Origin of the sequence: Helicobacter sp., assembly GCF_022770205.1 — a bacterium.
Taxonomy (GTDB): domain Bacteria; phylum Campylobacterota; class Campylobacteria; order Campylobacterales; family Helicobacteraceae; genus Helicobacter_D.
This window is the reverse complement of record NZ_JALEIK010000038.1, coordinates 71,655-92,188: the sequence shown is the minus strand read 5'-3', so window position 1 is coordinate 92,188 and position 20,534 is coordinate 71,655. Positions and strand designations below refer to the sequence as shown.

The following is a 20,534-nucleotide window of genomic DNA, read 5'->3' as shown; positions in this document are numbered from 1 at the left end:
GAACAAGCAGGGCAAAAACAACTTTTAGATTCCATATTCACAAGCCCATTTGCGTAAAAAGCACAGAACAAAGCGCATCAAAAGCTATGACACAAAAGATAGATTGCACCACACTTTTTGTTGTATGGATTCCAATGCTTCTTGTGTCTTTTTGTGTTACAAACCCGTGATAACAGCCAATTAATGCAATAATTAGCCCAAAAAATGGAGCTTTTAGCATTCCAATCCAAAAATGGCGCATTTCAACCCTCTCCAAAAAGCGTTCTATAAAATACTCACTACTAATTCCAAGCTCAAGTTTTGCAATGAGCATTCCCCCAATCAATCCAAACATATCCGCCACAAACACAGCTAAAGGCAAGGCAAATAACAGCGCAAAAATACGCGGAAAAATAAGAAAAGTTACAGGATTAAACCCCATCACACGCATTGCATCAATCTCTTGGGTAGCACGCATCATTCCAATCTCTGCACTAAATGCTGAAGCACTGCGTCCTGCAACAATAATTGCAACAATAATAGGTGCCATCTCACGCAAAGTTAATGTTGCACTCATCTCAACGATTAATAGGTTCGCCCCAAATTGTTGCAACTGCAAGCTTCCTTGATAAGCAATCACAATTCCGATTAAAAAACAAGCAAGCGAGATAATAGGAACTGCCTTAATCACCGCTTCTTGGATTTGAAAAAACAACGCTCTAATGCGAAAATTTTTAGGTCTTAAAATGCTATCCCAAAACATATAAATCATTTCACCTAAAAAACTCAGCACAAGGAGCATACGCTTCCAAAAAAATTTTAGAATCTTAAAAGTGTCTTTATGGGCTTGCAAAACTTCTTGAGTAAATTCTATTTTACTCTGCTTTGGTTTATCCTGTAAAATTCCAAAAATCTTTGCTATTTTATCCTGACTTAAAAATCCATTATTTTCTAAATGTAATCCAGATTTTTCTTCAAAGGCTTCTAACCAATTTAATAGCACTTCTCCCCCACAAAAATCCAAATCAAAACTAGAATCCAAAAAAATTTTAACGGGGATGTTTTGCGTATTTTTAAGAAACTTTAAGCATTCAAATTGACATTTCTCTAAAGCAATGAGTGCAGATTTTGGAATACTCCTATCCCACGCACCGAAAAATGTAATGGCTAAATGCGATGGATACTTTTCAAACTCTACACTTGCTAACATTATTCATTGTCAATTTCAAAAATAAAGGGAACACCACTAACCAATCCGCTTCCAAAAATTTTCTCTGTTGTAAATTTGACTTGCTTAATGTCTGTTTTTTTCTCTTTTTCGCTCAATTTAATATCAGTGTAATATTTGCGTAAAATCGCAATTTTTCTAGCATTATCCTTTGCTTTTACGCTTTGATTTAAAATCAATTGCGCTTTAATAAAAGCATTTTCATCGTGCACAGGTGCAAAAATAAATTTAAGATTTGCTTCTTTCAGTTCAGATTCCACATTCTCTAAATGCTTACGGCAGTAAGGACAATCCGGATCGCTTACAACAATCTTTGTTGGTAAATCCTTACCCTCCCCTTGCAGCATTACAAAATCACTCTCTTTAAAAGAGGCAAAAAGTTTACCTAAAGCCTGTTTATCAGCTTGCATCTTAGCAGCACCTGCTTTATTAATCTCTTCTGTAATCATCTTAGAATCTTCCTTGCTAAAATTCATCACACTACTAAGCCCGATAAAATGCTTGCCATCTTTGCTGACAATCACAGGAAAAATATCACCCCCCTTTGTGCGACCAATGACAAAATACTCACCATTAAAGCTTTTTAACTCCTTTTTAACCTGAATTTCTACATCAATATTTGTTAAATCTCTAATGCTTTTTTTGAAATTTGCCTCAAAATTTCCAAATGCAAAACTAGCAAATCCTAGCACACACAATAATCCAAATGCAATTTTTTTCATTTATCTTCCTTAAAAACTTTAAAATATCTAAAACGCATTGTATAATAATCCCAAATGAAAATCAAAAATCTCCAACCAACTCTACATAATTGTGTAACTACCTTTATGGAATACAACATAAATCTTCCCTAAAATAATCAAGTTTTGCAAGATTCTTTGCTATACTCTAGCTAAAACCCTATTTTAAAGGAATCCAAAATGAAAATTACCTACACCCTAACTGATGAATCCCCAGCCCTTGCGACCTACTCTTTTTTGCCTATTGTGCAAGCGTTTTTAGGCAAAGTTGGAATCCCTGTTGAAACCTCTGACATCTCACTTGCCGCACGCGTTTTAGCGCAATTTACAGAGAATCTACCAGAATCAAAAAAGGTTAAAGACTCTCTAAAAGAGCTAGGCGAGCTTGTCAATACCCCTAGTGCAAACCTCATTAAAACGCCAAATATCTCCGCTTCTATCCCACAACTTAAGGCAACGATTAAAGAATTGCAAGATAAAGGTTTTGCGATTCCAAATTTCCCTGATGAGCCCAAAAATGCTAGCGAAAAAGCAATCAAAGAAAAATACCAAAAAGTGCTAGGCTCTGCAGTAAATCCTGTGCTAAGACAGGGAAACTCCGATAGGCGTTGCACGAAGGCAGTTAAAGACTATGCTAGAAAAAATCCCTATAAAATCACACCTTTTAATAAGGAATCCAAAACGCGCGTATCCTACATTCAAAAAGGCGATTTTTTTGACAATGAAAAAGCCGTTTTGATTAAAGATGCTACAACAGCTAGCATTAGCTTTATTGGCAAAAGTGGCACGCAAATGCTAAAAGAAAATCTAAAGTTAGATAAAAATGAGATTTTAGATGCAACTTTTATGAGCGTAAAAGCCTTGCGTGCGCTTTATGAAGAGCAAATTAAAGTGTGTAAAAATGAGAATATCCTACTCTCTTTACACTTGAAAGCTACAATGATGAAGGTTAGCGACCCTGTCATCTTTGGACACGCGGTAAGTGTGTATTTTAAAGAGTTGTTTGACACCTTTGAAGAAGAACTTCATCATCTTGGCGTCAATCCCAACAATGGCATAAGTGAGCTTTTAACAAAGATTGAAAATAGTCCCAAAAAAGCTGAAATCTTAGAAAAATACAATGAAATTTTAACAAAAAGCGCAAAACTTTCAATGGTAAATTCTAATAAAGGAATCACAAATTTACATATCCCAAGCGATGTGATTGTAGATGCTTCAATGCCAGCAATGCTAAAAAATGGCGCAAAATTATGGGATAAAGACGGCAAGGAATGCGACACAAACGCACTCATCCCTGATAAAACTTACGCCACCATTTATGAAGCTGTGCTAGAAGATTTACGCGCAAATGGCACGCTAGATCCAAGCAAGCTAGGAAGCGTTTCAAATGTGGGCTTGATGGCAAAAAAGGCGCAAGAATACGGCTCACACGATAAAACCTTCATCGCAAAAGAAGATGGAATCTTTAAAGTCACAGACGCAGAGGGCAACACGCTCCTTGAACACAGCGTAGAAAAGGGCGATATTTATCGCGCAAATAGTGCAAAATTTGATGCGGTGCAAAATTGGATTGATTTAGGGATTGAGCGCGCAGATTTAACAGGAAGTAAGGCGATTTTTTGGCTAGATTTAAACCGCCCAAGCAATAAAATTTTAGCAGATTTAGTGCAAACAAGACTCAAAGAAAAAGGCAAAGACCTTGCAATTTTAGCTCCAAAAGAAGCGTGTTTGGAATCCTTAAAGCTAATCCGTGATGGCAAGGATGCAATCTCTATTACAGGCAATGTTTTAAGGGATTATTTAACAGATTTATTCCCCATTTTAGAGCTTGGCACAAGTGCAAAAATGCTCTCAGTCGTGCCTATGCTAAATGGTGGAGCAATGTTTGAAACAGGGGCTGGGGGAAGTGCGCCAAAGCAAGTCGAGCAACTTGTAGAAGAAAACCACTTGCGCTGGGATAGTTTAGGTGAATTTTTAGCCTTACAAGCAAGCCTAGAATTTTACGCACAAAAAACAGGCAAAAAAGAAGCGCAAATCCTTGCAGACTCCCTTGATGTAGCAATCGGTGAGTGGCTAAATAACAACAAAGCTCCTTCACGCAAAGCAAAAGAAGATGATAACCGCACAAGCCACTTCTACCTAGCACTCTACTTCGCAAAAGCCCTAGCAAGCAACCCTAAAGATCCCGCACTTCAAAACTTCTTTAAAGGAATCTTTGAAGAACTTAGCGCAAATGCTGATAAAATCCATCAAGAATTTATCAACGCACAGGGCATTAAAGTTAATCTAGGTGGCTATTACAAGCTTGATGATAAGGCTTGTGAGGCAATTATGCGCCCAAGTGCAACCTTTAATGCAATCCTTGCAAAAATCCATTAAGCCCTTTTGGGCAAAAACTCGCCTTGTTGAACAATTTCTTTTCTAAGCATTTATTTGATATTTTTTGTAAATTTATAGTAATTTTATTATAAAAAAGTTTTATTTAAGTGTATTTTACTTAGAATTAATGTAAATTTATACAAAACAATTTAAGGAAGTATGTATGCAAGAAAATGAATATAAACCAAATAAGCGACTAAGTCAAAAGAAGTGGAAAAATTAATTTTCTCTAAAAAATACCAAAAAGACTTTGTCAGATTCTAAAAAACAGCAAATTGCAATGTTCTAGTTTTGAAAAGTTTAATGATATTGATGAATGTAGGCATTCCTATTTCACAGATGACAACAGCGAACATATTATCAATAAAATTAAGGATATAAAAATGGCAAAGCTAATTTGCTCTTTCTCATATATTCCAAACGAGCAAGAATGTGGATTAATGTGGACACATTATACAAATTCTCACTATGATGTGAGAATTGATTTTAAAATTGATTCTAGCTATCAAGGGGAAATCTATAAAATTCAATATGGAAAACTTCCAACCTATGAAGTTGACGCAATAAAGGACAATCTACTAACAATTATGACAACAAAACATCCCATTTTTACTATGAACACGAATACAGAGCAATTTGTAAAAGATGCAACAAACTGCCTATTGAAATAACAAAAATCACTTTAGGCAAAAGATTTTCTTCAAATTCTATATGGAATCAAGACATAGAAAATGGAAAATTTGACGATACAATTTTAGAACTTACAACAGAAATTTTAGAGAAAAGCAAGAAAAAAGACATTGAAATTTGGGCTTACAAAAGCAAATATTCTAAAGAATCTCAAAAAATTGAAAAAGAAAAAATCTAAAGAATACATACTAAAGAAATATAAACTACAAAATCTATAAGCCAAACAAAATCGTAAAAAACCTAAATCTAGCCCCCCAAATAACGCTTTTTAATCTCCTTATCTTCTAGCATATTTTTTGCCAAATCTTCCATTGCAATCTTTCCATTTTCTAGCACATACGCACGATTTGCAACCTTAAGCGCAGCAAAGGCATTTTGCTCCACTAATAAAATTGTGATTCCATTTTCTCTTAAATTTAAAAGAATTTCAAAGAGTTCACCCACAACCTTTGGCGCAAGCCCAAGACTAGGTTCATCAAGCATTAAAAGCTTTGGCTCACTCATTAACGCCCTAGCAATCGCAAGCATTTGCTGCTCCCCCCCACTCATTGTGCTAGCAATTTGCTTGTAACGCTCCTTTAAGTGCGGGAAAAGTGCATACATTTTCTCACGCATAACGGAAAAATTCTCATCATTATTATACGCCCCCATTCTTAGATTCTCATCCACACTAAGCCCCAAAAAAACGCACCTCCCTTCTGGCACAAGTGCGATTCCGCGCTGGATAATCTTATGTGTAGGCACTTTTGAAATATCTGCCCCAAAAAACCGCACGCTACCCTTAGTTTTGACACTATGCACGATTCCCTTTAAACTTGAAGTCTTACCCGCCCCATTGCTCCCAATTAGCGTGATAATCTCGTGTTCCTCAATATGAAAACTAACACCTTTTAGTCCAGCAATCAAGCCATAATGCACTTCTAAATTTTCAACTTGTAGCACAAAAATCCCCCAAATACGCAGCAATCACTTCTGCGTTGTTAATCGCTTCTTGTGGCGTTCCACAAAAGAGTTTTTTCCCATAATCAAGCACCAAAACCTGCTCACACAAGGCATTGACAAAAGGCATATCGTGTTCAATCAATAGCACACTTAAATCAAAATCCTTTTGCATTTTAAAAATTAGCTCGCTTAATTCTTGCGTTTCCTTTGGATTCATTCCCGCTGCTGGTTCATCAAGCAATAAGAGCTTTGGATTTGTTGCTAACGCCCTTGCAATTTCTACTTTACGGCAATTCCCATAACTTAATCCACTGGCATTTAAGTGCATTTTATCGCCCAATCCCATATAATCCAAAAGCCACTTAGCACGCTCTTTAATGCGCCTTTCCTCTTTGAAATATCGCCCAACACGAAATGCCGCTTCAAAAAAGCTATATCTTGCATCATTGTGCAAGCCAATTAGCACATTATCAAGCACACTCATTGAACTAAAAAGGCGGATATTTTGAAAAGTCCTAGCAATCCCTAAATTTACAATCGTATTTGGCTTATAGCGCGAAATATTTTTACCAAGGAAGGTTACCTTGCCAGAATTTGGCTTATAATTTGCAGTGATGATATTAAACATTGTAGTTTTACCCGCACCATTTGGACCAATCAGCCCAAAAATCTGTTTGGATTCCACCTTAAAGCTTACATCATCAATCGCCTTTAAGCCACCAAAGGCAATGCTAACATTTTCAAGCTCTAAAATTGCCATCACCGCACCTTCTTAAACCCTATTATCTTGGTAGGATTTAAATCCCAAAGCTCCTTTTTCCCCATAATTCCTTCTCTTGCAAATAGCATTATAACAAGCAAAATCACAGAGAAAAACACCATTCTAAGCCCCGGATATGAGCCAAAATCCGCACCAAAAAAGATTAAAGGCTGATCTAAAAATCTTAGCCACTCTCCCCCACCAATGACTAAAATCGCTCCTAAAATCGCTCCCGTCGTGCTTCCTAAGCCTCCAAGCACAATAATGATTAAAAGCTGAAAAGTAAGCTCAAAACCAAAAATTCTTGGATCAATTGTTGTAAGCCATACCGCCATAAGCCCACCGCCCACGCCTTCTAAAAACGCACTCGTGCTAAAAGCAAAAGTTTTGATTTTAAAGGTATTAATTCCCATTGCAATGGCAGCGTCTTCATCATCACGCACTGCCTTCATCGCGCGTCCATATTTAGAATACACAATTTGTAAGATTAAAATCACAGAAGCCGTAGCAAAAATCCCACTCCAAAAAAACGCCGTGATATTTGAACCACCCATAAATGCGTGCGTATGAAGGAGATTAAAAAACCCACTCAATGCGGAATCCTCACTACTTAGTGCAAGCAAAGTTTGCTCAATATAGCACACAACAGAGTCTTGATTGTTTGGAATCTCATTTAAGCCAATTGCCCCATTTGTCCATTGTGGATTATTGATTGCTAAAATCTTAATGATAAACCCAAACCCAAGCGTTACAATGGCTAAATAATCCCCACGCACACGAAACACAGGAAAAGAGAGCAAAACCGCAATCACCGCCGCTACAACACCACTACAAAACAGCGCAGGAAGTAGCTCACTATACAGACTTAGCACGAAAGGATGGGGGTCTTCAAGCTGAAACATACTCCACTTTAAATCTTCATCTAAAAGCATCAACGCCGTGATATACGCACCAATGGCGACAAATCCATTTGGCTCTAAAGAGAGCTGCCCTGTAACGCCATTAATGAGATTATAACTCACCGCTAAAATTACAAAAATTAAAATATTATTAAAAATCCTAAGTGCGTAATCCCCAAGCAGAATTTGCGCGGCAAAAATCACACAAATTGCGCAAAAATATAGGAAAATATGGAATCCAAAAGTCGTAATTGTAGGAGCTTTTGCATATAAAGTTTTAACCATCATAAACCCCTAAAAACGACTTTTCTCTAAACGCCAATCGCCCATAATTCCAATAGGACGAAACAACAACACCAAAATCAAAAATAAAAACGCAAAGGCATCTTTATAGCCACCAAGCTCCGGGAACAACGCAACAGCCATAACTTCCGTAAAGCCTAAGATAAATCCTCCAAGCACCGCACCACCAACACTTCCAATCCCTCCAAGCACAGCTGCCGCAAAGGCTTTAAGCCCTATTAACACACCCATTAAAGGATCAATGGTTGGATAAGAAATTGCATAAAAGATTCCACCAATTCCAGCAAGCATACTTCCAATAGCAAACACAAGGGCTATGATATTATTGACATTTATTCCCATTAAACGCACGGTGTTAATGTCAAATGCGCTTGCACGAATCGCCATCCCTTGCTTTGTGTGGTATAAAAAACGCAAAAGGATTACTAAAAGCAATAATGTTACCACAGGCACGATAAGAGTGATTGCCGTCAAACTGACACCAAAAATTGCGATAGGCTGGATAAAAAACTCAGGCGCATCAAAAAATCTAGGGGTTGAGCCAAAGAAAACATTGAACACATTTTCCAAAAAGAAGCTCACGCCAATTGCAGTAATTAGCATTGAGATTCTAGGTGCGCTTCTTAAGGGAGCGTAAGCAATTTTATCAATCAAAACTCCCAAAACTCCACATAACACAATCGCAAGAATTGCCGAAGCATAAAAAGGAATCCCAAACACACTCACCGCAAAAAAGACTAAAAACGCACCCACCATCATAATATTAGCGTGCGCAAAATTAATCAAACGCAAGCAACCATACACCATTGTGTAACCAATGGCAATAAGCGCATACATACTGCCTAAACTTAAGCCATTAATGCACTGCTGAAAAAAGGTTAAACTCTCCAAATTTAAGCCAATAACTTCAAGGATTCACCGTTGTTTTATAAATCAATTTACCATCTTGCACTTCATTAATCACAGCACTTCGCACAGACTCGCCCTTTTCTAAAGAAAATTTGCCGCTAATTCCATCATAATCCTTGACATTACGGATTTTATCATTGATACAGGCTTTATCTTTTGCCCCACACGCTTCAATTGCTTGCAAAGCGATTCCATACGCATCCGCTAACATCACACTAAATGAACTCACAGGCTCTTTATAAGTCGCTTCATACTCTTGCATAAACTGCTCACCCTTTGGCGTTTGCTTTGCGCTTGTAGAATAATAATCTGTTACCATATAACCATTGCCCGCATCTTTTGCAACATCAAAGAAAATTTGATTAGAAGCAAGCCCATCACCACCAATTGTTGGGACGCTTAGCCCAAGCTGCTTTGCTTGCAAAGCAATTAATGCACCTTCGTTATAATAAATTGGCAGATATAAGACATCAGGATTTTTTGCTTTAATGCTTGAAATTTGTGCTTTAAAATCTTTTGTGCCAGCTTGCGCATTTGTTTCAATCACAATCTCACCGCCTAGCTTTTTAAACTGATCCCTAAAAGAGCGCGCAAGACCAATGGAATAATCGCTACTATTATCAAACAAAATCGCAGCCTTTTTAAGCCCCAAATCTTTATAAGCTAGATTTGCCGCAATAACCCCTTGGAAGCTATCTGCAAAGCTTACGCGCGAAACAAAGTCTTTACCCTTTGTAACCCTATCATTTGTCGCCACAGGCGCAATCAAAGGCGTCTTAGAATCATCAGCGATTTTTGTCATTGCAAGCGCATTTGTTGAAGTCATAGGACCAATTACAACACTCACTTTATCGCTTGAAACAAGCTTTTGCATAGCATTTGCCGATTCAATCTTATCGCTTTTATTGTCAATTAAAATTAATTCAATAGAATCACCATTTTTTGTTGTATTTTGCGCTTTGTAAGCCAAATCAATCCCACGCTTGCCTAACTCCCCAAAACCGCCCACTGCACCGCTAATAGGCAATACAACTCCAATCTTAATTGTTTCCGCACTCAAAGTGCTTGCTAGCATTCCACACGCCAAAGACATTGCCAACATTGCTTTTTTCATTCTTAAAACTCCTAACAAAAAATGTAAAAATCCTACGATTATAGAAAATTAAGACTTTAAAATAACTTTAAATAGAAATAAAAATTAAAATTTATGAAAGATTCGTAAAAATTATCAAAGGAAAAAGTTGGAATCGCATTTTTGGATTCCAACTTTTAGAAGTATTATTTTGCGTTTGCTTTTAAGTTTAGATTAATCACAACATCATCACTCACAAGAACATTCTGAAAAACACCCCATTCTAAGTCAAAATCAGAGCGTTTAATCATCCCATTTGCAGAGATTTCTAACACATTACCATTTAATTTTTCTTCAGCATTTAAAGTTACTTGCTTTGTAACATCTTTAATTGTCAAATCCCCGTGAATTTTACCGGCTTCGTATTTTGCCATCTTAAAAGTCATTTTAGGAAACTTTTGTGCATCAAAAACATCCGATGATCTTAGCTCATTATCGCGCTTTTGTTCCTTTGTATCCACAGAAGCCACATCAATTTCACCGCTAAAAACATTGAGTTTTGCGCCATCATAATCTATCTCCCCAGCAAATGTCTTAAACTCACCATTTACCGTAACTAAACCACCCTTTTTCTTAATGGTAAATCCCACTTTTGAGTTTGTCGTATCAAGCTGATAGGGAGCTGCTAACACAGGAAGCGATAGCGCAGCAAGCAAGCTAGAAGTCAAGAAAAACTTTTTCATCTTAAATCCTTACAAAAATTTTAGAACTAGATTATACATAAAAAATCTTAATAAAGCATTGCTTTACTTTTGCTATAATGCGCCAAATTTTCACAGAAGGATTTCTATGCAAACACTCTTAAAATACGCATTTACTTTTCTTTTCTCCCTTACATTAAGCGCGGCGTTTCTGTATGCTAATAATTTGGCTGATGACTTAAAAGAAGGGCGTGATTTTATTACTCTAAATAAACCGCTCAATGTGCCAAAAAATACCATTGTTGAACTTTTTAATGTTGGCTGTCCGTATTGTGCAAGCATTAATAAAATTCTACCCAATCTCTTTTCCTTGCTTCCTAATGAAGTTGTTTTTATGCCCTATCACATTATCACTAGTGCGCCTTTTAGCACGCAAGCTTCAGAAGTTTTAGCTGTTAGTCTAAGTTTAGATAAAGCACAAAATCTATCACCAAAAAGCTCTAACTCCCATTTTAAACGCGTTTTGGATTCCTATTTTGATGCAAACTTCCAACAAAGAAAACGCTTTAATAACGCAGAATCCTTTATCGCACACGGATTAAGCGTTCTTAATATTTCTAAAGAGGTTTTTGATTCCACACTTAAAGAACCTTACACACAAATGCTTCTAAAGGAATGGAAAGATTCTGCGCGGTATGCAAACATACAAGGCGTGCCAAGTTTTATTATCAATGGTAAATATCTCATCCTAGCGCAAGGCTTAAAGAGTGAAGAAGATTTCATTTACAAGGTAGATTACTTGCTAGAGCGTGATTAAAGATAATTCTTCAACTGACTCATCAATGCTTGCAATTTATTGGAATCCTTTTTGCCTGCACACTCTTCAATGCTAGAATTAATATCTAGCATCTTAGCCCCCATTTGTTTTAAAGCATTAAGATTTTCTATCCCAACCCCACCAGCAACACATAAATATTGCAGCTTTAAAGACTCTAGCACTTTGCTATCAATTCTCTCCCCACTACCCCCACCTAATGCACTTTTAGAATCTAGCAGCACAAAAGGACTTGGCAAATTCTCTAAATTAACATCCTCTAAATCCTTTTTGGATTCCACATTCACCACTGCATAATAAGCAAAATCTGCCTCTCTTAAATCCACACCACCAAAAGATTGCGATTTTACCCCGTGCAATTGCAACGCATCAATACTGCCCATTTGATACAGCTCCAATGCTCTTTGCATTTGTGCCACATCATCTTTTAGCACGGCAATTTTTAGCACATTAGGATACTCTTTTAACGCATTTAAGATTCCCTCTAAATCCTCCACAAAACGCGGAGACTTTGGCTCTAAAATAAATCCAAGCGCACCAACTTGCTCTATCCCTTTTTGCTTTAATGCGCATAAAGCTTTAGCGCACATTTGTGCGTCTTTTGCGTTTGTGATTCCACAAATTTTAATTAGCCCCAATGCAGAATCCAAAAGCTTAAAAGCATTTTTATAAAACAATCCGCCACTTACTTTGCCTTTTTGCACGGCTTTTTTCAAAGCAATTAATGCTTCTTTTGGTTTTTGACTCCTAACCAAATAACTCCCACATAAGATTCCATCAAAACCCAAATTCCCCACCACAAAGCCATCAAAACTACAATTTAATGCGGATTCAAAAATCACCTTGCTATTAGGATTATTATGCTTAATTAATTCCAAAAGATTATAGGCTTTGATTTTATCAATGCTAAAGGTGTGCAAATTGCGTGAGTTTATACCTATCAAAGAAGCGTTTAAAGGCGCAATAAACTCCACTTCAAAGGCATTATGCACTTCAATTAAAGGTGTTAGATTCCACATTTTACACGCATTATACAGCTCCAAAAGACGAGCAAAACCGCCATTGCTCTCATCTAAAAATACTGCGGCAATTAATAGCACCATATCTGCGCCAAAATCATAGGCTTCTTTAATCTGTGCCACTTCTGTTATAAAATCTTTTCTTAGCACACAAGCACTGCTATGCGCAGATTTTACTGCCTTTAAATCCTCCAAATCTCCACAGAAATAATCCCTCTCACACAACACAGAAATAGCCCCCGCTCCCCCTTGCAAATACAATTCTGCTAACGCATTGGGATTTAAAATTTTTCCAATCTCTCCTGCACTAGGACTTGCCCTTTTAATTTCTGCAATCACAAAAATCTGCTCCAAATTAGGTGCATTTAAGGGAACAAGTCGCTTGCAAGAGCGGATTTTATGTGTTTTTTTCTTATTTAAAATTTCTTGTAAAATGGTAGGCACTTGCGTGGTTTCTAAAACCATTAAAATTCCTCTAAATGCGCATTGCTAATCTTTTGAAAAGATTCTAATACTCCAAAAACTGCACCACTTTTAATGATCTCTTTTGCCCTAAAAAAGCCTTCTTTAATAGAATCTGCTAAATCACACACATACAATGCTGCTCCCATATTCAACGCAACCAAATTAAGCTTTGGCGACTCAAGGGCATTAAAAATATCTTGCGTGATTGCTAGATTTTCACGCACATCGCCCCCTTTTAGCATTGCATAAGGCACGAAAGATAGTCCCACTTCAATAGGATTAAAAATATAAGTTTTAATGCTCCCTTCTTTAAGTTCTGTAATTTGTGTAGGCGCACAGAGTGAAATCTCATCGTACCCTTCTAATCCGCTAACAACCATTGCACGCTTAATGCCTAAAATTTGCAATGCCTGTGCCATAATCTCTGTGTAGCCTTTATCAAACACACCAATAAGTTGATGGGAAATAGATGCAGGATTGCTTAAAGGACCAATCAGATTGAAAGCTGTCTTAAAACCTAATGTTTTGCGGGCTGGAGCTGCAAAACGCATTGCAGCGTGGAATCTTTGCGCGAAAAGAAAAGTTATATGCAATTCTTCATAGGCTTTTAGCGCATTTTGCAACTTCATATCTGCAGGAATCCCAAGCGCATTTAACAAATCTGCTGCACCGCTTTTAGAAGTAATTGCACCATTCCCGTGTTTAATGATTCCAAAATTCTCTGCTCTTGCCATAGAAGCTAATAAAAGTGCGCAAGTGGTTGAAACATTAAAGGTTTTTGCATTGCTACCCCCAGTCCCAACCATATCAAAATTTTTTGCAAACTTTCTTTTAGGAGTAAAACGCACCGCCTTTTGCTTTAACACAGAAGCAAACCCAGCTAGCTCATACGCATTCACACCTTTAATTTCTAAACTTGTTAAGACACTTCCAATTTGCGCATCGCTTAGATTTCCTTCTGTTAGCTCGTCCATTAAATTATAACTTTCTTGAAAATTTAGCGATTCTTGCTTTAAAGTCTTTTTTAAATATTCTTTTACAGGGATTAATTCTCTTGCATAGTGCAAAAAGTTTTGGAGCATTTTTATGCCCTCTTTTGTGCCAATGGATTCTGGATGAAATTGCAATCCCACTAAATGGTATTGCTTATGCTCTACTGCCATCACTTCCCCATCTTCACTGACTGCACTAACCATAAAACACTCTGGAATCGCATCTTTTTTACCCACAAGAGAATGGTAACGCACAATAGGTGTTTTCTGTGAAATATGGCGAAAGACTCCTTTTTCATTGTGGATTAAAGGTTCAACTTTTCCGTGAATGATATTTTTAGCATTGACAATCTCCACTCCAAAAGCAGCCAAAATTGCTTGATGCCCCAAACAAATCCCTAAAATCGGATAAATCCCTTTGAAATTTTGCACAATTGCAATGTTGAGTTTAGAATCTTTTGGTGCTTTAGGACCAGGACCTAAGATGATATAGCTAGGATTTAACGCTTGAATTTCTTCAAGGCTTGTTTTATCATTGCGTAAGACTTTTATAGGATAACCAAGCGCACTAAAAGCTTGGTAAATATTAAAAGTAAAGGAATCGTAATTATCAATTAAAAGTATCATTGCATTCTTCCTTGTTAATGTTTCCCATAATTGCTTCTAGCAAAGAAAGCATTTTATTTTGAGTTTCCTTGTATTCCTCTTTTGGGATAGAATCATACACCACACCCGCACCTGCTTGCAAATAATACACTCCCTTTTGATAAACAGCTGTGCGGATTGTGATTGCAAAATCCATATCTCCGTTTTTACAAAAATATCCAATCGCTCCTGCATAGATTCCACGCCTATGGGTTTCTAAAGATTCTATGGTTTTTATTGCTTGTATCTTTGGTGCGCCACTGATTGTGCCTGCTGGAAATGTTGCAAGCAAAGCATCTGTCTTTTTGTGTAATTTCAAATCCATTGCACCTTGCACTTCAGAAACTAAGTGCATAACACGCGCATATTTTTCTATAATTTTCTCTTGTGTAACGCACACGCTATTTGGCAACGCAACTTTACCAATGTCATTGCGCCCCAAATCAAGCAACATTAAATGCTCGGCATTTTCTTTGGCATTTTCTTTTAGCTCTGCTTCAAGTTTAGAATCCTCAAGCGCATTTTTTCCTCTTGGGCGTGTTCCAGCAATGGGACGCGTTGTGAGCAATGCAACATCTTTCTTGCCATCACTTTGCACCTTAATGAGTGCTTCTGGAGAACTTCCAATAATCTGATATTCCCCAAAATCAAAGTAATACATATAAGGACTAGGATTATGTGTTCTTAGATTAACATAGGCTTGCAAAGGAGATAAATCGCTAGCAATTTTAAGGCTCTGGCTTGGCACACACTGGAGCAAATTCCCCTTATAAATCTCCTCTTTTAGTGTGCTTACCATCTTTGTGTAATAGGATTCCTTATCCTCTGAAGTAATGGCTGCCTTATAAATTCTGCTCTCTTTTTTTGGCACTTTAATATCTGCTAGTTTTTCTAATAACGCTTTGCTACATTTTTCTAAATCAAGGTTTTGCGTCTCATTTTCATACACAACATTAATCGCATAAAGCATTTCATAAAAGTGATCAAAAATCACAAACTCTCTCCCAAAAATAAAAGCATTTTCACTAGCTTGATACAAAGGTGCATTACAAAATTGGACTTCCTCAATCTCACTAAAAAACTCATAACCCAAATAGCCAACTCCTCCCAATGGTAAAGGCAAAAAGCTTAAATCCTCTCTAAAAACTTCAGCACTAATCTCTGGTGCAAGACTTGCAAAAGATTCTAAAAAATCAAGAAATTTTGGATTTTTAGGTAGAATATAATGATGGATTTTATCTAAATGATTGAGTAAATATTTATTGGAATCTTTTTGTAGAAAATATTTAGAATCCTCTTTGATAATTCTAAAAGCCTCCTGTGTGATTAAGAGAGAAAATCTACCCTTGCCTGTTGTTAAAAATGCAGATTCTAACAACACGGGAGCTTTTAGAGCTTCACACACCATTAAGGGTGTTAACTTAGAAGCAGAAATTTTTTGCATTTGCATTTGAGCCTTTGCGCCCTGATTTTTAGATTGTATTAGAAATTCAAACATAGATTTATCTTTATTAAAGTAGAGATTTTACTTAAAATTATACAGAGTTTAAATTTAAAAATGAATCTTATTAATTTTTTGCTACAATCCGCATTATTTCTAGGATAAAGACTCATAATGGACAAAATATTTCTCAAATCTAAAAAAGGTTTCTTTGGCAGGGATATAGACAGCACACACGCATTTGGGGGGCAATATGTTCCTGAAATTTTATACCCCGCTTTAAAAGCATTAGAATACTCCTATACAAATCTTTTCAACACAAAATCCTTCAAAGCAGAGTTAAAAGAACTTTATCACACATTTATCGGACGCCCAACTCCGCTAATTTACGCTAAAAACGCAAGCGCAATTTTACAAAATTCTATTTATTTGAAATTTGAAGGGCTTGCAAATACCGGTGCTCACAAGATAAATAACGCTATTGGGCAAGTGCTACTTGCCAAAAAAATGGGTAAAACACGCATCATTGCAGAAACCGGTGCTGGGCAACACGGGCTTGCCACAGCAGCAGCGTGTGCTAAACTTAATATTGAATGCACAATTTTTATGGGAGCGCGTGATATCAAACGCCAATTTCCAAATGTCTTTAATATGGAATTGCTTGGCGCAAAAGTTGTAAGCGTAGAAAGCGGCACACAAACACTAAAAGATGCAGTCAATGAAGCCTTAAGAGAATGGAGCAAAGATCCTAAAAATACTTTTTATGTGCTAGGAAGCGCACTTGGTCCTTATCCTTATCCTGATATTGTGCGCACATTACAAAGCATTATTAGCAAAGAGTTAAAGAAGCAGACACAGCATTTTTTTAAAGGTTATCCTGATATTATGATTGCTTGTGTGGGGGGAGGAAGCAATGCCATAGGGTTTTTTAACCATTATCTAAAAAGCAAAGTAGAGCTAATTGGAGTGGAAGCTGGAGGGCTAGATAGTCAGCATAATGCCATTAGAATGGATAATAAGAACGCACGCATTGGAATCGCACAAGGCTATAAAAGTTATTTTCTAAGCGATACCTATGGTAATTTATTAGAAACCTATTCTCTATCTGCTGGGCTTGATTATGCTGGCATTGGTCCGCAACTTGCGCATTTAAAAGAGATTGGACGCATTAAATTTTTAAGCGCAAACGATAAAGAAGCCCTTGAAGCTTTGCAGTTTTTTGCTAAAAACGAAGGAATTATCGCAGCACTAGAATCTAGCCACGCACTAGCTGGAGCTTTAAAAATCACAAAGGAAGTTAAAAATAAAAACATCATTGTGAATGTTTCTGGGCGTGGCGATAAGGACATTTTCATCACCGCAAAAGCCCTGCAAAAGGAGCGTTGGAGTGCATTTTTAAACCAAGAAGCGCAAGGATAACTATGGAAAACATTGCATTAATGGGACATATTGTAGCAGGCTTTCCAAACTTTAAGCAAAGCCTAGATGCAGCAGTTGGAATTGCATTAGGAGGAGCGAAGTATTTGGAGATACAATTTCCCTTCTCTGATCCTAATGCTGATGGAATCGTAATTACCAATGCCTGCAAAATAGCACTACAAAATGGCTTTAACACAGATTTAGGATTCCATTTCATCAAAGAACTACAAGGAAAGCTAAAAACACACAATTGCCACACAAAACTTCTTATTATGACTTATGGGAATATTTTATTTTGCTATGGGATTAAGAAGTTTTTACAAAAAGCTAAAGAAATAGGTATTTATGGGCTAATTATTCCTGATTTATCCCTACAAAATGATGAGAATCTTTTTAGATATAGCAAAAGAGTAGGGCTTGAAAATATTGCTCTAATTGCACCCTTTACAACTCCAAAGCGTATGCGCACCTTAAGCAAAGCTAGCGGAGAGATTATTTATGCCATTGCACGCAATGGAATCACAGGCGATACAACCACAATTAACCAAAACTTATTAGATTATATTGCCCTAGTGAAAGAGAATTGCAATCAATTAATTGCATTAGGATTTGGAATCCAAAACAAAGAGCAAATCCAAAATTTACGCGGCATTGTGCCAATCGCTGTTGTTGGCACTGCCTTTGTGCGCCACATCGCAGAGCTTTGCCAAAGCACAGAAGATTCCACAGCCCTTAAGGATTCCTTATATTCTTTCACGCGACATCTTTTAGGGATTTAAAGTTTCCTTGTAATCAATTACAGAGTTTCAACCACATCATTTAAATAGCGTGCTTCCAAGACGCACACAATTGCTCCCACACGCAATAGCGACTTCAAAGTCCCCACTCATTCCCATACTAAGCACTTCTGCACCTTTGATTTGTGAAAAAAGATTCTGTATTCTCTCAAAACTTTTTTGCACCACTGCTTTATCGTCCGTATGCGCTCCAATACTCATAAGCCCACACAGCTTAATATTCCTACACTCTTCTTGAATCCTTGCATACATCTCTAAAGCAACTTCAGGCATAAATCCACTTTTGCTAATCTCCTTTGCACTATTGATTTGCAAAAGCGCATTTAAATGTTGGTTTTCTCGCTCTAAGCGTGATTGCAAGGCTTGCGCTAACTCTAAAGAATGCAAACTTTGCAACAAATAAGGCTTAAGTTGCAAAAGGGCGTTGATTTTATTACTCTGCAAAGAGCCGATAAAATGCCACTCTAGCGGCAATGCTTCTAATGCGCTTGCTTTTTGCTGCAAATCCTGCACTTTATTTTCTCCAAACGCCCTTTGTCCGCAAGCATACAAAGCGGCAATCTCTTCTTGTGTGGAGTATTTACTCACAGCAACTAATTGCACAATACGCCTTCTATCCACAGCAATCCTTGCCTTTTCAATTCTCTCAATTGCTTCTAATAAATTTTGATTTAACCGCTCTTGCATTGCGTTCCTTTAAAAGGGCATTGTGCCATTAATGATTCTTAAAACATCATTATACAAGCCAAGCCCCATCAGTCCTAAAAGCACTATCCACCCTGCCATACTCAAGCGATAAAGTGTTTCTTGGGTAGGGATTTTTTTACTAATCATCTCATAAAGCGTAAAAAGAATGTGTCCGCCATCTAATGCAGGAATTGGGAGCAAATTTAAGATTCCAAGATTCACAGAAATGAGCGCACTAAAAGCAAAGAGCGTTACGATTCCAAGCTCTGTTGCCTTCTTTGTGATGCTAACAATGGAAACCACGCCCCCCACTTCACTTAAAGGCACAACACCCACTAACATTTTTTCAATGCTTTGCAAAATAAGCTTGCTAGACTCTTTTGTTTCTCTCAAGCCATAAAAGATAGAATCCAAAATACCATAAGACACCACACGCACTTCACCACTTGCACCAATCCCAAGTAAAGGGCGCTCAATACTCTCTCCAAAGAGATTTTTAGAAGTGCCAAATTGTGGCGTGATTGTTGTTTCATATTCTTTATTTGCACGCAAAAAGACAATTTCAAGCGCACCTTTAGATTCTGCTATTGCGCTATTTAAAGCCCCCCAAGTGCGAATTTTTTCTCCATTAATTGCCACAATCTCATCACCACTTTTTAGCCCTGCTAAACTTGCTGGCATATTAGATTCCACCTTCCCAACAATTGGGGCTAGCTCATTTTTACCCATTAATCCAATCGCAACAAAAAGCAAAAAGGCTAAAAGCAGATTAAAAGACGAACCTGCTGCTAAAATCACCAAACGCTTCCAATGTGCGATTCCATATAAGCTATCAGAGTCGCTATTGCGCAATCTTGGGTCAATATCACTCTGTCCCTTAAGCTGCACAAAGCCACCTAAAGGAATTGGACGCAAGGAATATTCTGTATCGCCAATTTTCTTTTTCCACAAGCGTTGCTTCCCAAAACCAATGCTAAAGGCTTCTACTTTCACGCCAAAAAACTTTGCGGCTAAAAAATGCCCTAGCTCGTGAAAAAATATCAAAAAAGAAAGCACTAAAACTGCACCAATTAATCCCATTACCTAGCCTTTACATACATTTTTACATAACCATAGCCTGAATACAGCGTTAAAAGCACTGCAAGCCAAAGCGTAGCATTGCCAAAGGAATAATCCATTAGCAAAAATGCAATGGCTGTAATTTGCAATCCTGTTTTGTATTTGCCTAAATTTGACGCAGCAACTTTGATTCCCTTGCTTGCTGCAACAACGCGCAAACCGGTAATAAAAAACTCTCTGCTTAAAATCAAAAACACCGCCCACACATCAGCCCTGCCTAAAACTAGCAATCCAAGCAAAGCTGCTAGCATTAAAAGTTTATCTGCTAAGGGATCAAAAATCTCACCAAAAACACTTTCTGCCTTAAAGGTGCGCGCAATAAATCCGTCAAAAAAATCCGTAATGCTTGCAACACAAAACACCAAACACGCAAAATAGTTAATCCAACTTGGATGAATGGGAGGTGGCAAAATCCAATTCCCATAAAGAATAATTACCAAAAGCAAAAAAGAGAAAGCAATACGCAGAATTGTTAAAAAATTTGGTAAGGATTCTAACTTTAACATACCATTG

At 37.3% G+C, this 20,534-nt stretch carries 19 protein-coding genes; 5 read left to right on the top strand and 14 right to left on the bottom strand.

Translation table 11 applies throughout. The features are described from left to right. Positions 1–37: 37 nt before the first annotated feature. Together MRZ19_RS07385 and MRZ19_RS07380 are read right to left on the bottom strand one after the other, a co-directional pair. A complete protein-coding gene (locus tag MRZ19_RS07385; RefSeq protein WP_291031658.1) occupies positions 38–1,189 on the bottom strand; it encodes an ABC transporter permease in 1,152 nt (383 codons plus the stop codon). Beyond that, on the bottom strand, positions 1,189–1,929 hold the full coding sequence (locus MRZ19_RS07380; protein WP_291031657.1) for a thiol peroxidase: 741 nt from the start codon (positions 1,927–1,929) through the stop codon (positions 1,189–1,191). Before MRZ19_RS07380 ends, MRZ19_RS07385 begins: the two co-directional genes overlap by 1 nt. Before the next feature lie 198 nt (positions 1,930–2,127). Between MRZ19_RS07380 and MRZ19_RS07375 the strand changes: the two genes are divergently transcribed. Beyond that, complete coding sequence (locus tag MRZ19_RS07375; protein ID WP_291031656.1) at positions 2,128–4,326, top strand: NADP-dependent isocitrate dehydrogenase; 2,199 nt, start codon at positions 2,128–2,130, stop codon at positions 4,324–4,326. 383 nt (positions 4,327–4,709) lie between these two features. Further along, positions 4,710–4,997 (top strand): hypothetical protein, encoded by a 288-nt coding sequence (locus tag MRZ19_RS07370; protein WP_291031655.1) that lies wholly within the window; start codon positions 4,710–4,712, stop codon positions 4,995–4,997. A 265-nt stretch (positions 4,998–5,262) separates the two neighbouring features. Here MRZ19_RS07370 and MRZ19_RS07365 read toward each other — a convergent pair whose 3' ends face one another. The 6 genes from MRZ19_RS07365 to MRZ19_RS07340 form a co-directional block, all read right to left on the bottom strand. Beyond that, the gene (locus MRZ19_RS07365; protein WP_291031654.1) at positions 5,263–5,958 is read right to left on the bottom strand and encodes an ABC transporter ATP-binding protein; all 696 of its coding nucleotides are present in this window, start codon (positions 5,956–5,958) and stop codon (positions 5,263–5,265) included. Next, positions 5,945–6,718, bottom strand: a complete 774-nt coding sequence (locus tag MRZ19_RS07360; RefSeq protein ID WP_291031653.1) for an ABC transporter ATP-binding protein — start codon at positions 6,716–6,718, stop codon at positions 5,945–5,947. The genes MRZ19_RS07365 and MRZ19_RS07360 overlap by 14 nt, the downstream gene beginning before the upstream one ends. Further along, on the bottom strand, positions 6,718–7,905 hold the full coding sequence (locus MRZ19_RS07355; RefSeq protein WP_366936157.1) for a branched-chain amino acid ABC transporter permease: 1,188 nt from the start codon (positions 7,903–7,905) through the stop codon (positions 6,718–6,720). Before MRZ19_RS07355 ends, MRZ19_RS07360 begins: the two co-directional genes overlap by 1 nt. A 6-nt stretch (positions 7,906–7,911) precedes the next feature. Continuing rightward, positions 7,912–8,811 carry a branched-chain amino acid ABC transporter permease gene (locus MRZ19_RS07350; protein ID WP_291031652.1) on the bottom strand — a complete coding sequence of 300 codons (900 nt, stop codon included), beginning with the start codon at positions 8,809–8,811 and terminating at the stop codon, positions 7,912–7,914. A gap of 16 nt (positions 8,812–8,827) precedes the next feature. Continuing rightward, entirely contained in the window at positions 8,828–9,943 is a 1,116-nt protein-coding gene (locus MRZ19_RS07345) for an ABC transporter substrate-binding protein (protein ID WP_291031651.1), read from the bottom strand. Positions 9,944–10,107: 164 nt separating this feature from the next. Continuing rightward, a complete protein-coding gene (locus MRZ19_RS07340; RefSeq protein WP_291031650.1) occupies positions 10,108–10,644 on the bottom strand; it encodes a YceI family protein in 537 nt (178 codons plus the stop codon). A gap of 106 nt (positions 10,645–10,750) precedes the next feature. Here MRZ19_RS07340 and MRZ19_RS07335 point away from each other — a divergent pair, with 106 nt between their 5' ends. Further along, positions 10,751–11,419 (top strand): thiol:disulfide interchange protein DsbA/DsbL, encoded by a 669-nt coding sequence (locus MRZ19_RS07335; protein ID WP_291031649.1) that lies wholly within the window; start codon positions 10,751–10,753, stop codon positions 11,417–11,419. On the opposite strand, the gene MRZ19_RS07330 is transcribed toward MRZ19_RS07335, so the two are convergent. Genes MRZ19_RS07330 through MRZ19_RS07320 form a run of 3 tightly spaced genes read right to left on the bottom strand, consistent with a single transcriptional unit; the run spans position 11,416 to position 16,056 of the window. Next, complete coding sequence (locus MRZ19_RS07330) at positions 11,416–12,921, bottom strand: bifunctional indole-3-glycerol phosphate synthase/phosphoribosylanthranilate isomerase (protein ID WP_291031648.1); 1,506 nt, start codon at positions 12,919–12,921, stop codon at positions 11,416–11,418. The two genes, MRZ19_RS07335 and MRZ19_RS07330, sit on opposite strands and share 4 nt — an antisense overlap. Continuing rightward, positions 12,921–14,540 (bottom strand): bifunctional anthranilate synthase component II/anthranilate phosphoribosyltransferase, encoded by a 1,620-nt coding sequence (locus MRZ19_RS07325; RefSeq protein ID WP_291031647.1) that lies wholly within the window; start codon positions 14,538–14,540, stop codon positions 12,921–12,923. Before MRZ19_RS07325 ends, MRZ19_RS07330 begins: the two co-directional genes overlap by 1 nt. Beyond that, on the bottom strand, positions 14,524–16,056 hold the full coding sequence (locus MRZ19_RS07320) for a chorismate-binding protein (RefSeq protein WP_291031646.1): 1,533 nt from the start codon (positions 16,054–16,056) through the stop codon (positions 14,524–14,526). The genes MRZ19_RS07325 and MRZ19_RS07320 overlap by 17 nt, the downstream gene beginning before the upstream one ends. 117 nt (positions 16,057–16,173) lie before the next feature. Between MRZ19_RS07320 and trpB the strand changes: the two genes are divergently transcribed. Then, complete coding sequence (gene trpB, locus MRZ19_RS07315) at positions 16,174–17,418, top strand: tryptophan synthase subunit beta (protein WP_291031645.1); 1,245 nt, start codon at positions 16,174–16,176, stop codon at positions 17,416–17,418. A 2-nt stretch (positions 17,419–17,420) separates the two neighbouring features. Further along, positions 17,421–18,197, top strand: a complete 777-nt coding sequence (gene trpA, locus MRZ19_RS07310) for a tryptophan synthase subunit alpha (RefSeq protein WP_291031644.1) — start codon at positions 17,421–17,423, stop codon at positions 18,195–18,197. Between the two features lie 36 nt (positions 18,198–18,233). On the opposite strand, the gene MRZ19_RS07305 is transcribed toward trpA, so the two are convergent. Genes MRZ19_RS07305 through pgsA form a run of 3 tightly spaced genes read right to left on the bottom strand, consistent with a single transcriptional unit; the run spans position 18,234 to position 20,527 of the window. Then, positions 18,234–18,902, bottom strand: coding sequence for a YggS family pyridoxal phosphate-dependent enzyme (locus MRZ19_RS07305; RefSeq protein WP_291031643.1), 669 nt, complete (start codon positions 18,900–18,902; stop codon positions 18,234–18,236). Between the two features lie 9 nt (positions 18,903–18,911). After that, positions 18,912–19,982, bottom strand: a complete 1,071-nt coding sequence (gene rseP / locus MRZ19_RS07300; RefSeq protein ID WP_291031642.1) for an RIP metalloprotease RseP — start codon at positions 19,980–19,982, stop codon at positions 18,912–18,914. Continuing rightward, on the bottom strand, positions 19,982–20,527 hold the full coding sequence (gene pgsA / locus MRZ19_RS07295) for a CDP-diacylglycerol--glycerol-3-phosphate 3-phosphatidyltransferase (RefSeq protein WP_291031641.1): 546 nt from the start codon (positions 20,525–20,527) through the stop codon (positions 19,982–19,984). The genes rseP and pgsA overlap by 1 nt, the downstream gene beginning before the upstream one ends. Positions 20,528–20,534: the final 7 nt, after the last annotated feature.